Source organism: Myroides sp. TSA_177.3, from assembly GCF_052691955.1.
Window position 1 is genome coordinate 77,912 of record NZ_JBQZGD010000011.1, and the last position, 15,437, is coordinate 93,348.

A 15,437-nucleotide genomic window follows, 5' to 3' on the forward strand; every position below is an offset into this window, starting at 1 on the left:
TCTGAAAAATGTAATTTAATTTATATTAAACGAATTCTAAACGACTTTTTTATGAACAATAGAGTTGCTAAATTGCTGATAGTTTTTTCTTTCCTATGTATTACAGTTGCTACATTGGGGCAAAATAAAAAATTTAAAGTAGTATTAGATCCAGGCCATGGAGGAAAAGATTCAGGGACCAATCATTTAAGTAATGTCGAGAAAGACATTGTGTTAGCCGTTGCTTTAGAAACAGGAAAGATTCTAGAAAAGAATAAAGATATTGAGGTGATTTACACCCGTGATAAAGATGTTTTCGTTGAGGTAAAACAGCGTTCTGTTATCGCTAATGATAAAGGAGGAAATGTTTTTGTATCGATTCACTGTAATGGAGTAGATGGAAATGCAGCCTACGGAACAGAAACCTATGTAATGGGTTTAAGTAAGAATAAATCCAACTTAGATGTAGCTAAAAAAGAGAACTCCGTAATTATGATGGAGGACGACTATAAAACGAAATATGCAGGTTTTGATCCTAAAGCTCCAGAGTCTATTATTGGATTGACGTTGATTCAGGAAGATTATGTGCATCAAAGTATTGATTTAGCAAGTAGAGTGCAGGATGGGTTTACGTATGATTTAAAACGAAAAAATAGAGGGGTTAAACAAGGGCCTTTCTGGGTTTTACATGGAGCATTCATGCCTAGTATCTTAATTGAGTTAGGTTTTGTGTCGAATAAAGATGAAGGGGCTTACTTAACGTCTAAAAAAGGACAGAAAGAATTAGCAGAATCTATTGCTAAAGGGATTATTGAGTATAAAAATGCATACTATGGAGGAGATGCTACAGTAAGTATCAGTCCATCATCAGAAACTACGACTACAACAACAGCAAAGGCAACAACGACGAAGACAGAAAAAAGCAAAGAAAGTACAGCAGAAAAAGCAACAGTAAAAGGAGTGATTTTTAAAGTACAGATTGCAGCTAGTTCACGTGTTTTAGAATTGAAAGCAAAGAATTTCAATGGTCTTAGCAATGTAACGATGGAAAAAGGAGGAAAGGTGAATAAGTATTTTTACGGTCAAACATCCGATTATAACGAAGCTAAAAAGCGATTAGAAGAAGCTAAGGCAAAAGGACATAGCTCTTCTTTTATTGTTGCTTATAAAGACGGTAAGAGTATTTCTGTGGAAGAGGCATTGAAATAAACACTACTTTTTAAAAAATAAAAGTTTAATTTTGCGTGTTATATATAAAAATATAGAGTTTTGAAAATATCTAGAGAAATTAAAACAGCTGTTTTAGTATTAGGAGCAATTGCTTTATTTATTTGGGGATATTCTTTTTTAGATGGAAGAAACCTTTTTGATAATAGTACTAAATATTATGTTGAATACGATAATGTTGAAGGACTTACAACGTCTTCTAGTGTAACAATTAACGGTTTAGTCGTAGGAAAGGTATCTCGCATTAATATCAACGCACAAACAGGTAAGCTGGTTGTTGAGTTAATGATGACGCATCCTATTGATATTGCAAAATCAAGTGTGGCAACAATTTATTCTCCTGGATTATTAGGAGGAAAAGGAATTTCCATCGATCCAAAATTTGGAGATACAGATTATGCTGAATCTGGACAATACTTAAAAGGAGATGTTCAATTTGATATTACAGAGAAATTAGTTGGCGAATTAGAACCTTTAAAAGTAAAACTTGATGAAGTATTAGCAAATGCAAATTCCATGTTAGTAGCCATTAATGGTGTATTGGATGAGCAAATGCAAGCGGATTTAAAAACAAGCGTTACAGAGTTAAAAGGAACGTTAGCTGGAGCTAATAAACTAATGAACGGAATCGAGCCTCAATTAAAAGGAACCATGACAAACTTAAATGTCATGAGTAAAAACTTTGTCGGGCTTTCTCAAGAGTTAAGTGAATTGGATATTAATGGAACTTTTGCTAACTTACAGAGTGCTTCTGCTAATATTGATAAAATTTTAGCGGATATTGAAAATGGAAATGGTTCGGTAGGTAAGCTATTAAAGGACGAAGAACTATATAAAAATCTAACAGGAGCTTCGAAAGAATTAGAGCAATTAATGCGCGATTTAAAAGAAAATCCAAAACGTTATGTTCACTTCTCTTTATTTGGTAAAAAGGCGACACCTTACCAAGAAAAGGAAGAAAAAAAGGAATAACAGAAATTTAGAACCAATCTAACCAAAAAAACTAACAACTTTACAGAAACAATTTATTACAACTATGCAGTATTTAGGCCAAGCATTATTTTTAGTATTACTTATCGCGGGATTTGGCTTCTTTATTCGAAATGTAAAGAAATTAATTCGCAACATTAAGTTAGGTCGAAAGATTGACCGTACCGATAGACCTAAAGACAGATGGCGCAACATGATTCGCGTTGCTTTAGGGCAATCGAAAATGGTTAAACGCCCTATTCCTGCTATTTTACACATCTTTGTGTATGTAGGATTCGTAATCATCAACATTGAAATGTTAGAAATTATTGTTGATGGATTATTTGGTACACACCGCGCATTCAGCTTTTTAGGCGTTGTCTATGATGTATTAATCGCTTGCTTTGAAGTACTGGCATTCCTTGTTATTTTTGGAGTTGCTGTTTTCTGGATTAGAAGAAATATTCTAAAATTAAAGCGTTTAAATCAACCTGAATTGGAAGGATGGGCAAAACGCGATGCAAATAACATTATCTACATTGAAACCATCTTAATGGTGTTCTTCTTGGTAATGAATGCAGCAGATCATTACTTACAATTAAATAATTACTCGCATTATACCGCTGTAGGATCTTTCCCTATTTCAAGTTTAATTTCACCTGTATTTAACGGAATGGATTTTGCAACAGTAGCTTTTATTGAGCGTTTTTGCTGGTGGGCACATATTATTGGGGTGATGTTCTTTATGAACTACTTGTATTACTCTAAACACTTACACATTTTCTTAGCTTTCCCTAATACGTACTATGCAAACTTAGAACCACAAGGAGAGTTTGACAACTTAGAATCTGTAAAGAAAGAAGTAGCTCTAATGATGGATCCCAATGCAGATCCTTTTGCAGCACCTGCTGAACCAGTAGGGGAACCAGAAAAATTTGGTGCTCAAGATGTGATGGATTTGAACTGGGTACAATTGATGAATGCTTATTCTTGTACTGAGTGTGGTAGATGTACTTCTTTATGTCCACAAAATACAACAGGAAAGAAACTTTCTCCTCGTAAGATCATGATGTCAACACGTGATCGTATCGAAGACGTAAGCAAAATATTAGATGCAAACAACGGAAAGTTTGTAGATGACGGTAAAACACTATTAAACGATTATATTACGCCAGAAGAATTATGGGCATGTAATACGTGTAATGCATGTGTGGAAGAATGTCCAATCGATATTAGTCCTTTGTCAATTATTATGGATATGAGAAGATTCTTAGTAATGGAACAAAGTGCTGCACCAATTGAATTAAACAATATGATGCAGAATATTGAAAATAACGGAGCGCCATGGCAGTATAACCAAATGGATCGCTTAAACTGGAGGGACGAAAACTAATTAACTAACAAGATAAATTGACAACAGCTGTTGATTTTAAATAGACACCAATAAATTATGTCAGAAAATTTAGTAGTGCCTACAATGGCCGAAATGATGGCAAAAGGAGAACAACCGGATGTTTTATTTTGGGTAGGTTGTTCAGGTAGTTTTGACGATAGAGCAAAAAAGATAACAAAAGCATTTGTAAAACTGTTGAATAAAGCCAATGTATCATTCGCTGTATTAGGTACAGAAGAAGGATGTACAGGTGATCCTGCAAAACGCGCAGGAAATGAATTCGCCTTTCAGATGCAAGCCATGATGAATATTCAAGTATTAGACGGCTATGAGGTAAAGAAAATTGTAACAGCTTGTCCTCACTGTTTTAATACATTGAAAAATGAATATCCTGATTTAGGAGGGAAATACGAAGTGGTACACCATACACAATTCTTAAAATCTCTTTTAGATGACGGAAAATTGACAATTGAAGGCGGAAGTTTCAAAGGAAAACGCATTACGTTTCACGATCCTTGTTATTTAGGGCGTGCAAATAGCGTTTTTGAAGCACCTCGTCAGTTGATCGAAAAGCTAGATGCAGAACTTGTTGAAATGAAACGTTCAAGATTGAATGGTTTTTGTTGTGGTGCTGGTGGAGCGCAATTGTTCAAAGAGCCAGAACACGGAAACAAGGAAGTACACGTAGAAAGAACAGAAGAAGCATTGAATACTAATGCAGAAATTATTGCTGCAGGATGTCCATTCTGTAATACCATGCTTACGGATGGTGTGAAGTTCAAGGAAAAAGAAGGTGAAGTTAAAGTACTTGACGTTGCCGAATTAATTGCAAATGCGGAAGATTTATAATTATGTTTAAACCATTTGAAGAAATGCCTGATCATTCAAGAGTTTGGATTTATCAGTCAAATAGAAAGTTTACCGATGAAGAAGTACAAGATATAGATGCTGTACTTAGTCAATTTACGGAAGAATGGGTAGCGCACGCTACACCACTTACTGCTTCATACGAGATTAAATACAATCGCTTTATTATCTTAGCTGTAGACCAAGATATTCACCCTGCATCAGGTTGCTCTATTGATGCATCTGTACGCGTAATTCAAGATATCGAACAAAAATACAACGTAGATTTGTTGGATAAAATGAATGTTACCTATAAAACAGGGGAATTCATTGCGTTTAAAACCGTGATGGAATTTAAGCAAATGGTAAAAACAAAAGCTGTTTCTGCCAATACGATTGTATTCAATAATCTAGTGAATGATTTAGGAGAATATCGCGAATATTGGGAAGTACCCGCAGAAGAAAGTTGGCATAGCCGCTTTTTCAGATAAAAGGCACCCGATATAGTATAAAATAAGAAAAAGAAATCGTCAATTTTTGGCGATTTTTTTTATGGATATTCCTCAAAGTATAAAAATTAACACTGTTTACGATTTTGAATAAAAAAGATTGGTAGTGCCTATGGGCAGATAAATTGCATTGAATTTTTTAAGTAATTAGATTATTTATTAGATATCTTTACTATTTCTCTTTTTTTACGCTTTTTAATTGATGATTTTTTATAAAATTGATAAAATTGCAAGGTTATCTTAAAATAAAGTTCGTAAATATTCTTTTTTAAGTAAAGTAGATTTGCTAAGTTTGCAAGTATAGAGATTTATACTGTTTGACTTCAACATCTCTGTTTTAAAAAAAGCTAAGAAAATATATGAGAAAAGTATTGTTAACACTGCTATTATTGCCCTTTTTGTCTTATGGGCAATCTAAAACTAATTCACAACCTAATGAACTTCAACAACGCCAATGGGTAGATAGTGTTTACAATTCGATGTCATTAGAACAAAGAATTGGCCAACTGTTTATGGTTGCCGCGTATTCCAATAAAAATGAAAAGCACGTACAAGAATTAGAAGCATTAGTTAATACGAATTATGTCGGTGGTTTAATCTTTTTTCAAGGAGGGCCACAACGACAAGCTGCTATTGCTAATCGTTTACAAAAACAAAGCAAATTACCTATGTTAGTGGGGATAGATGGGGAGTGGGGACTGCGTATGCGCCTAGATTCTACCTATCGATTTCCTTATAATATGACTTTAGGGGCTGTACAAGATTTGGATTTGATTGAGCAAGTAGGTCAGGCTATGGCAAAGCAATCAAAACGCTTAGGGATACACTTTAATTTTGGTCCTGTTGTCGACGTGAATATTGATCCGCTTAACCCTATTATTGGGGTAAGAGCGTACGGCGAAACAAGAGAGATTGTAACGGATAGAGCGCTTGCTTTTATGCGTGGATACCAAAATGAAGGACTATTCGCTACAGCAAAACATTTTCCTGGTCATGGGGATACCTCAAGTGACTCGCATTATAAATTACCTTTGATTGATTTGGATAAAGAGCGCTTGCACCGTGTAGAGCTATATCCGTATAAAAAATTAATTAAAAACGATTTATCTAGTGTGATGGTCGCGCATTTGAATTTGCCTGCTTATGAACCTGATAATGCAATTCCTAGTTCTCTTTCTTATAATGTTGTAACTCGATTATTGCGTGAGGAATTAGGGTTTGAAGGACTTATTTTTACAGATGCCTTAAATATGAAAGGCGTTTCTTCTTATTTGACTCCGGGTGAAGTTGATTTAGCTGCTTTTATGGCTGGAAATGACTTGTTGTTGTTTTCAGAAGATGTAGCAAAAGCAGTGGTGAAATTGAAAGAAGCTTATGCGATTGGTACCATTACAGAAAGCCGTTTGGCTTATTCTGTAAAAAAGATATTGGAATATAAATATCGCGTAGGATTGAATAAACCTTTACTTATCAATACAAATCAGTTAGTTGAAGATTTGAATGCGGCTGAATATGACGATTTAAACACAAAATTATATCAAGAGGCAATTACGCTAGTAAAAAACAATAATAAAGTATTACCGGTTCGCAAATTAGAGCAAGAGAAAATCGCTTATGTTCGATTAGGGGATGATGACAGTGCGCCTTTCTTAGATATGATGCGCAACTTTGCTACTGTGGATGTGGTAGAAAGCTCAGACATCGCTCGTCTTAGTGCATATTCATTGGTTGTTGTAGGGTATCACAAAGTAGATAACCCATGGAGAAATCACAACTTCTCTGAGGAAGAAAAAGCACTTATTGGTACTATTGCAAAGAACAATCGAACAATCTTAGTTTCTTTTGCAAAACCATATGCTTTATCGGGAATTGAAGCAGAAATCAAAGATTTAGAAGCTCTTGTTGTAGGGTATCAAAATAATACGTTTGCTGAAGAAGCAGCTGCCCAGGTACTCTTTGGATCTATTGGTGCTAAGGGGGAATTACCTGTCACAATTACAAGTAAATACGATGTAGGTACAGGAATTAAAACAAAACCGATACACCGCTTGGGTTTTTCTACTCCTCATAATGAAGGACTAGACCCAAACGTATTGACGAAGATAGATAGTATTGCTAATCATGCTATTGCTAATCAATGGATGCCTGGTGCACAAATACTTGTGGCTCGTCATGGAAAAGTGGTGTACAACAAGTCTTTTGGGTACCATACGTATAAAACGGATTTTCCCGTTAAAAACACAGATTTATATGATTTAGCTTCATTGACTAAGATTTTAGCTACTTTACCGATGGTAGTAAAGGCGTACAATGATCAAAAAATCAATATGCAATCGAAATTAGGGGACTTGGTGCCTGTATTTAAGAAGACGGATAAAAAGGATATCACGTTAAAGGATTTATTGACCCATCAATCGGGGTTGCCTGCTTGGTTGCCTTTTTATAAAAGTACATTAGACAGTACCAAACACCCAGATATGACCTTGTATCGTTTACAGTATTCTCCTGAATTTCCGACACAAGTGAGCGAGAATCTATTCTTGAGAAAAGGATATACCCAGGTGATGTTAGAAGAAATTGCGCAAACGAAGCTAGCAAAGAAAATAGAGTATAAATACAGTGATTTAGGGTTTATTTCATTAAAAGAATACATTGAATCAGCGTATCACCAACCTTTAGATCAATTGGTTCAAGCTAAGTTTTATACGCGTATCGGAGCGAATCGTCTTACTTATTTACCATTGAGAAAATTTGATATCAATGAGATTCCTCCAACAGAAGAGGATAATTATTATCGCTATACTACGGTACAAGGTTATGTACACGATATGGGGGCTGCAATGCAAGGAGGAGTAGCAGGTCATGCAGGACTTTTCGGTACAGCGTTAGATGTAGCAAAAATGATGCAGCTGTATTTGAATGAAGGAGAATATGGAGAAGAACGCTTTTTCTCTAAAGCGACATTTGAAGCATTTAATGCTTGTGTATATTGTGCAAAAGGAAATAGAAGAGGTATTGGATTTGATAAACCCCAACAACAAGGAAAACCAGGACCTACTTGTGGTTGTGCATCCTTAACAAGCTTTGGACACACTGGATTTACAGGAACAATGACTTGGGCAGATCCTGAAAATGACTTAGTTTATGTTTTCCTTTCTAATCGTACTTATCCTGATTCTAACGTCAATCGCTTGTCAAAAGAGAACGTTCGAGAAAATATACAACAAGTTATTTATGAGTCTATTATGCATTAATTGAATACAAAGTTTGTGTTAAATTAACGGAGTTGCTTAAATCTGAGGACAAAGTTTATATTGAGTATAAATAATTCGAAGTATCTTTAAGCACCAAATAATTCATATATGAAAATCGCAATCGTATGCTACCCAACTTTCGGTGGAAGTGGGGTTGTAGCTACAGAGCTAGGTTTGGAACTAGCAAAAAGAGATCACGAAGTACATTTTATTACCTATAGTCAACCCGTTCGTTTAGCTTTATTAAATCCTAAGATTTACTATCACGAAGTGAATGTACCTGAATATCCTCTATTTCACTATCAGCCATACGAATTGGCTTTGTCTAGTAAATTAGTGGATATCGTGAAACTATTCAATATTGATGTTTTACACGTACATTACGCTATCCCACATGCTTATGCAGGGTATATGGCAAAGCAAATGCTCAAAGAGGAGGGAATCGACTTACCGATGATTACTACGTTACACGGAACTGATATTACCTTAGTTGGAAATCATCCCAATTACAAAAGCGCAGTAACGTTTAGTATCAATAAATCTGACTTTGTTACTTCGGTTTCAGAATCTTTGAAACAATCAACATATGAACTGTTTCAAAGTAAAAAAGAGATTTGTGTTATCCCTAACTTCATAGAAGTAAAAGAGGTTGATTGCTCAGAAACGCCTTGTAAGCGTAGTGCTATGGCAGAAAAAGGGGAGTTCATCATCACGCATATCAGTAATTTTAGAAAGGTAAAACGCATCGGTGATGTGGTGAAAATCTTTTATGGTATTCAACAAGTAGTCCCTGCAAAATTGATGTTGGTAGGGGATGGGCCTGAAAAGGAAAAAGCAGAACGCTTAGCGATGGAATTGGGTATTTACGACAAGATTATTTTCTTTGGAAATAGTAATGAAGTAAATCAAATTCTAGGGTATTCTGATTTGTTTTTACTGCCATCAGAAACGGAAAGTTTTGGATTAGCTGCTTTAGAGGCTATGGCTGTTGGAGTTCCTGTAATTTCTAGTAATACAGGAGGTTTACCAGAAGTAAATGAACACGGAGTATCTGGTTATTTAAGTAATGTAAAGGATGTCGATGATATGGTTAAAAATGCTTTAGCCATCTTAAAAGATGAAGATACTTTATGTCGTTTCAAAGAAGGTGCTCGTCAAACAGCAAAACGCTTCCAAATCAGTGAAATTCTTCCGATGTACGAAGAACTGTATGATCAAGCAGTAGCGCTAAAAGAAAAAATATAATTCAAATAGCTAGATAAAACTCGCTTCTGCAAAGAAGCGAGTTTTTTTTTCTTATCTTGTTATTACTTAACTAAAAGGAGACTAAAAGTAAAGGTGTAATCTGATGAAAGAAACAAAGACCATAGAGACTTGGAGTCGATCTAAAATAATCGGAGAAGAGACTTGGGACATTACCTTGTTTGAACATACAGAAAGAGGGCGTAATGATTTAGTATTACCACATAAGCACGATTTTTATCTTGTCTTTTTTGTGGAACAGGGAACTGGAATTCACGAAATTGATTTTACGCGTTTAGAAGTACAACCTTTTCAGATTCACTTTCTTCGCCCACAGCAAGTACATTATTGGAAATTGTCGGAAGATACGGTTGGGTATCAGTTGATGTTCTCAACAAATACGCTTCATCTGTTAGATCGCCTTAGTGCCTTGCCTTTTTTTCAACTCGATGTTCCTCCAGTATTAAACTTGACTGCTGATGCTTATGAAGCGATACAACAAGAATTAAAAAAACTACATCAAGTATTGACGGAGGAAGATGCTATTGGACAGGAAATAAGTATTCTACAGTTTTTTTTGTTGTTAAAAACGATTCAACGTCAGTATCTTCATACTTATACAGCCTTAGAAGCACAAGTAAAAGACAATAAGGTACAAGAGTTTAAGGTTTTATTAGAAACGCATTTTAAGACACAGAATCAGGTGGCTTTTTATGCAGAAAAACTACATATCACGCCCAACTATCTAAATATACGGGTAAAGAAGATATTAGGGATTTCTGCTAGTCATAGTATTCAACAACGCGTGATTCTAGAAGCTGAGCGTTTACTGATTACGACGGATTTATCGATTAAGGAAATTGCCTATGATTTGGGGTTTCACGATACAGGGTATTTCAATCATTACTTCAAAAAATGGAAACATAAAACCCCAGGTCAATTTCGGGAGAGTTATAATATTTACAATAAAGCATTGTAAAAACACAACAGCTATTTTATAGGGTAACTCTATCTTTGTAGTGTTACTAATTTAAATCTATATAGCTTATGACGAGGCATATAATGCGTTCTTTGTTGCTAATTTGTACCGCTGGATTATCAACGAATTTGATGGCTAGCTGTTCCGATTCAAACACAAATGAAATAACGTATACCATGAATACTACAATAGAAAAAGAATTGTTTCAAGCCGTTGCTGCCAATAACCTAACGAAAGTAAAAGAAATTTTAGCAGCAAATAGTGTAAACCTTGAAGCTAAAAATAGCAAAGGAGAAACACCGTTGATGGTAGCTACCTATAAAAAATACAATCCTATAGCCTTGTATCTTATTGATCAAGGAGCAAATGTCAATACCCAAGACACTAATTTAAATAGCCCTTTTCTCTATGCAGGAGCAGAAGGAAACTTAGAATTAGTTCAAAAATCGTTAGCTCATGGCGCTGATTTCACAATATTTAATCGCTACAACGGAACAGCTTTAATTCCTGCTGCAGAGAAAGGACATCTGGAAGTGGTGAAGTTATTAGTGAATACGCCAAATTTCCCTATTGATCACGTGAATCGCTTAGGCTGGACTGCACTAATGGAAGCCATTGTATTGAGTAATGGCGGAACAGTACATGTGGATATTGTCAAGGCGTTGATTGAGGGTGGAGTGGATGTAAATATTCCGGATCACGATGGGAAAACACCGTTGCATCATGCAAAAGCAAGAAAATTTACGGCAATGGTTCAATTATTAGAAGCAGCAGGAGCTCATTAATAGATAAAAGATGAATAGAAAAGAATTTCTTCACTTAACGACAGCTGGAGCTGGAGGATTATTTCTAGCCGGAACAGCTTGGGCAGAAGAGAAAGATAAGAAGGTAAAGCCTCTGATAGCAGCAAATCCAACCTTTGTGTTGATTAATGCACGCTTAGAGGAAGGTTTTATTTACAATGACCACGGACAAGTAAAAGCAACACAAACAGGATTATACGACTTACATATTCAAGAAGGTAAAATTGCATCGATTGAAGCCGCACAAGGAAAAGCGTATACGCTTCCTGTTTTTGATGCCGCTGGAAAATTGGTACTGCCTGGTTTGAGAGACATGCACATTCACATTGACAAGACGTTTTATGGCGAACCTTGGCATGCAGAGCCATTGCGCGGTAAAACGGTAAAAGATATGATTGATTTAGAGCGTCGTATTTTACCAGAATTATTGATTCACTCAACGGAAAAAGCAGAAAAAGCAATTGAGTTGATGAACAGTAAAGGGACGTACTTTGCCCGTTGCCAGACGAATATTGAACCAACTAGCGGATTGAAGAGTTTAGAAAATCTACAAAAAGCTTTAGCGAATAAAAAAGAGGATATTCAAGCTGAAATTGTCGCTTTTCCACAACATGGAATTCTATATTCAGATTCAGAAGGGTTGCTTCGTGAAGCAGCGCAAATGGGAGTAGATTATATTGGTGGATTGGACCCGACTTCCGTAGATGGAGATATGAAGAAATCACTTGATATTATGTTTCAAATTGCTTTGGATCACAATATAGGAGTCGATATTCATTTGCATGAAGGACGTGCTACGGGGTTACCCGCTATTGAATATATGATTGCTACAGTAAAGGAGAATAAGGCACTCCAAGGAAAGACATTTATTAGCCATGGATTTGCTTTAGGACAACTAGATGCAAAGGAAACAGAAGCGATAAGTATTCAGTTGGCAGAAGCTGGAATCGGAGTTATTTCAACGGTTCCCATTGGTAAATTGAATATGCCTATTCCTACTTTTTACAAGCATCATGTTCCCCTAATGACAGGAACAGATAGTATTATTGATCATTGGTCTCCTTTTGGATCTTGTGATATGTTAGAAAAAGCCAAGTTAACGGCAGAATTATATGGATGGCGAGATGAATTGTCGCTGTCAAGAGCGTTGCGTATTGCAACCAAAGACCAGCTTTTGCCTTTGAATGAAGAAGGGAAGCAAGTATGGCCTTTAGTAGGTGATGAAGCAAGCTTTATTTTGGTTGAAGCATCTTGTTCGGCAGAGGCAGTAGCGCGTACTCCTCAAAGAACAGCTGTTTTTACGAAAGGAAAACTAGTGTATCAAATCTAAAACAAGCGTTTTAGCTCGATAGGAACAACAAACAACAAAAAAGAGCGATGGATACCATTGCTCTTTTTTTATTTTTTTCTTATTTTAAATACACTGATTCTTTTTTAAAGTGAACCGTTAATAGATAATATAATACTGCTCTATATTTGTGTTTATTAGATGCACCGTATTGATCAACTACTTTTTTCAATCCTTCATCTAATTTAGCATCGTCTTTTAATCCTAATTTTTTGATTAGAAAATTAGTGCGAACAGTAGCCATTTCTTTCTCTGATGAACTTGCCACAGTAGAGGAATCTTGATTGTAAATCGAAGGTCCACAACCGATCGTCACTTTTTCTAATAATTCCATGTTAGGTTTTACACCGCATTTGTCTTTTAAGTCTGCCGCGTATTTTTCAATTAGTTCAGCTCTTTTACTCATAATTTTATTTTTTTTTGTTCCCTACAAGTTACTAAAAATAAAAGAGATAGTGTAAAAAAAATTACATATTGCGATAATATTTTTTAAATACTTCATCATTGAGGAAGGTAGGGGTGTTTACCTCGAGAATAGCAGGTTGATCTGACGTATTGAAAAAGGCTTGGGTTTGTGTTAACAAAGCTTCAGTTGTATCCGCTTGAAAATAAGCCCAATCATACATGGCTGCTAGATGTTGAGCGGTATGTTGATGCGTAGTTTCAAAATACGTATTGAATACTTCATTTTCTTGATGTCCTGGAAGCGTTCTAAAAATTCCACCTCCTCCGTTGTTGATTAGGACGATTTTAAAGTCTTTGGGCACGTAAGCATTCCACAAGGCATTGCTGTCATAAAAGAAGCTAATATCTCCTGTTAAGAGTACTGTTGATTTTCCAGATCCGATAGCAGCTCCAAGGGCAGTTGAAGTACAACCATCTATACCACTCGTTCCTCTATTGCAAAATACCTCTATACTCGAATCGACTGGCAATAGTTGTACATAGCGTATAACCGCACTGTTACTCACTTGTATTTGACTGTTTTTAGGCAATTGACTCACGATGTAATCAAGAGCGGTAAAATCAGAGAAAATAGCATCGTGTAGGTGTTGCTTATGTTGAGTGTTACGCGTTACCATAATAGCATTGGCCCAGCTACTATAAGTAGAGGAAATAGGCTGCGTATTTGCTGTCAACTGAGTCAGAAAAGATTGGGCATCTGTATAGATGCGATCTGTCAGGCAGTCATAGGTATCGTAATGACGTAGCGTATCCACATGCCAATGTTGCTTAGGAGCATATTGACGTAAGAATTGCTTGATTTTTTTGCTGACCACCATGCCACCAAACGTCAATAGAATATCAGGTTGTAAGTTTTGCAAGGCTTCATCATCCATCGGAATAACCAAACGATCAATGGCATTAATTACACCAGGTGCTTGAATATTGCTAATGGTCTCTGCTAAAAATAGGGTAGATCCATCTGCAGTTAGTTTTGCAATGACATCGTCCGTTAGCGTATGAGGAGCAAGACTACCCACTAGAATCAGCTTTTTAGTTGCTTTGTTCCATTGGTTTGCATAGTAATCGTAATCAACAGTTGGTAAAGTAGAAAGAATAGGCTCTTCAACGATAGGATTCACGCTTCGTTGCTCCGTTGTTTGATACAGAGGTTCCTCAAAGGGAGCATTGATATGCACAGGCCCTTGTTTACTAATCGCTGTATTAATCGCTGTATTAATCAGCTGATCATTAGTTGAATTAGCGTCCTCTGTTAAATTAGCGCTATATAATATATGGTTTTGATACACGTTTTGTTGACGTATTGTCTGTCCATCTCCAATATCAATTTTATGTAGGGGTCTATCTGCAGATAAAACAATCAAGGGAATTTGACTGTAAAAGGCTTCAGCCACTGCGGGATAATAGTTTAATAAAGCAGAACCGGAAGTACACACTAGAATTGTAGGTATATGCGTTTGTTGTGCAAGTCCCATACCGAAAAAGGCTGCACAGCGTTCATCTGCAATACTATAACAAGTGAAAAAAGGATCATTGGTAAACCCAATAGTCAAGGGTGCATTACGAGATCCTGGCGATATAACAACGTTTGTTAGTTTTTTTGCTTTACAAAGTTCAATAATGCTTTGCGCAAGCGGTATAGTAGGGTAAACCATAGTAATTTCAAAAAGATAAAATTACGAATAAAATTACTATGGCTTCCTTATTCTAGCTTATTTCTTTTTAATCCATTCCTTGATTTCAGCATCATTAGGCAGGATTCTTGGATTGATTACTTGTACTACATGACCTTTTTCATCTAGTAAGTACTTTTGAAAATTCCATTCCACTGTACTGTCAGCAAATCCATTTTGTTTTTTCTCTGTTAAGAATTGATAGATGGGTGCCATATCTTCTCCTTTTACTGATATTTTTTCCATCATAGGAAAAGTCACACCAAAATTCGCTTTACAAAAGGTTGCAATTTCCGCATTAGATCCAGGCTCTTGGTTGCCAAAGTTATTCGCTGGAAACCCAATAATGACAAAATTGTCTCCTCCAAATTCTTCATATAAGCTTTGCAATTGCTCATACTGAGGGGTTAAGCCACATTCAGAAGCCGTGTTGACAATCATTATTTTTTTTCCTTTTAATGAGGCAAAGTCAAAATCATTTCCATACAAATCTTTTACCTTGAATTGGTAAATCGTTTGCTGGTTTTTTGCAGTTTCTTTCATGGTTGATGTTTGTTTTAGGTATTCGTTAGCTTTTACAATTGATGGGCTAAGTGCAAGGAATGCAAAAGCCAAAACATATTTTTTCATTCTATTCAGTTGCTGAGAGATTCACTTGATGGTAAATCTGATTTACGATGTATTAAAATTACAAATAGATTTTGTAAATACTAAGTTTTTAACGTTTTAAAATAGGAAGCGTTTGATGCT

13 protein-coding genes are annotated in these 15,437 nt (G+C 35.8%); 10 read left to right on the top strand and 3 right to left on the bottom strand.

The window, feature by feature from the left end:
- Positions 1–51: 51 nt before the first annotated feature.
- From ACUTSE_RS11715 to ACUTSE_RS11760, 10 genes are all read left to right on the top strand, one after another.
- Positions 52–1,188, top strand: a complete 1,137-nt coding sequence (locus ACUTSE_RS11715) for an N-acetylmuramoyl-L-alanine amidase (protein WP_445640351.1) — start codon at positions 52–54, stop codon at positions 1,186–1,188.
- A 60-nt stretch (positions 1,189–1,248) separates the two neighbouring features.
- Positions 1,249–2,178 carry an MlaD family protein gene (locus ACUTSE_RS11720; protein WP_002991125.1) on the top strand — a complete coding sequence of 310 codons (930 nt, stop codon included), beginning with the start codon at positions 1,249–1,251 and terminating at the stop codon, positions 2,176–2,178.
- Between the two features lie 64 nt (positions 2,179–2,242).
- Positions 2,243–3,568: a 4Fe-4S dicluster domain-containing protein gene (locus ACUTSE_RS11725; RefSeq protein WP_445640352.1), complete on the top strand. Its 1,326-nt coding sequence runs from the start codon at positions 2,243–2,245 to the stop codon at positions 3,566–3,568.
- Positions 3,569–3,625: 57 nt separating this feature from the next.
- A complete protein-coding gene (locus ACUTSE_RS11730; protein WP_060873194.1) occupies positions 3,626–4,417 on the top strand; it encodes a (Fe-S)-binding protein in 792 nt (263 codons plus the stop codon).
- A 2-nt stretch (positions 4,418–4,419) separates the two neighbouring features.
- Positions 4,420–4,905 carry a hypothetical protein gene (locus ACUTSE_RS11735; RefSeq protein WP_002991132.1) on the top strand — a complete coding sequence of 162 codons (486 nt, stop codon included), beginning with the start codon at positions 4,420–4,422 and terminating at the stop codon, positions 4,903–4,905.
- A 377-nt stretch (positions 4,906–5,282) separates the two neighbouring features.
- The gene (locus ACUTSE_RS11740) at positions 5,283–8,177 is read left to right on the top strand and encodes a glycoside hydrolase family 3 N-terminal domain-containing protein (RefSeq protein WP_445640353.1); all 2,895 of its coding nucleotides are present in this window, start codon (positions 5,283–5,285) and stop codon (positions 8,175–8,177) included.
- 108 nt (positions 8,178–8,285) lie between these two features.
- A complete protein-coding gene (bshA, locus tag ACUTSE_RS11745; protein ID WP_002991134.1) occupies positions 8,286–9,422 on the top strand; it encodes an N-acetyl-alpha-D-glucosaminyl L-malate synthase BshA in 1,137 nt (378 codons plus the stop codon).
- 103 nt (positions 9,423–9,525) lie between these two features.
- Positions 9,526–10,398 (top strand): AraC family transcriptional regulator, encoded by an 873-nt coding sequence (locus ACUTSE_RS11750; protein ID WP_445640354.1) that lies wholly within the window; start codon positions 9,526–9,528, stop codon positions 10,396–10,398.
- 68 nt (positions 10,399–10,466) lie between these two features.
- Positions 10,467–11,183, top strand: coding sequence for an ankyrin repeat domain-containing protein (locus ACUTSE_RS11755; RefSeq protein WP_445640355.1), 717 nt, complete (start codon positions 10,467–10,469; stop codon positions 11,181–11,183).
- A gap of 10 nt (positions 11,184–11,193) precedes the next feature.
- Positions 11,194–12,531, top strand: coding sequence for an amidohydrolase (locus tag ACUTSE_RS11760; RefSeq protein ID WP_445640356.1), 1,338 nt, complete (start codon positions 11,194–11,196; stop codon positions 12,529–12,531).
- A 79-nt stretch (positions 12,532–12,610) separates the two neighbouring features.
- On the opposite strand, the gene ACUTSE_RS11765 is transcribed toward ACUTSE_RS11760, so the two are convergent.
- The 3 genes from ACUTSE_RS11765 to ACUTSE_RS11775 all read right to left on the bottom strand — a co-directional run bounded on the left by ACUTSE_RS11765 (position 12,611) and on the right by ACUTSE_RS11775 (position 15,317).
- Entirely contained in the window at positions 12,611–12,955 is a 345-nt protein-coding gene (locus ACUTSE_RS11765) for a DUF2853 family protein (RefSeq protein ID WP_002991138.1), read from the bottom strand.
- A gap of 61 nt (positions 12,956–13,016) precedes the next feature.
- On the bottom strand, positions 13,017–14,669 hold the full coding sequence (gene menD, locus ACUTSE_RS11770; protein WP_445640357.1) for a 2-succinyl-5-enolpyruvyl-6-hydroxy-3-cyclohexene-1-carboxylic-acid synthase: 1,653 nt from the start codon (positions 14,667–14,669) through the stop codon (positions 13,017–13,019).
- Positions 14,670–14,726: 57 nt separating this feature from the next.
- Positions 14,727–15,317, bottom strand: a complete 591-nt coding sequence (locus ACUTSE_RS11775; RefSeq protein ID WP_002991140.1) for a glutathione peroxidase — start codon at positions 15,315–15,317, stop codon at positions 14,727–14,729.
- Positions 15,318–15,437: the final 120 nt, after the last annotated feature.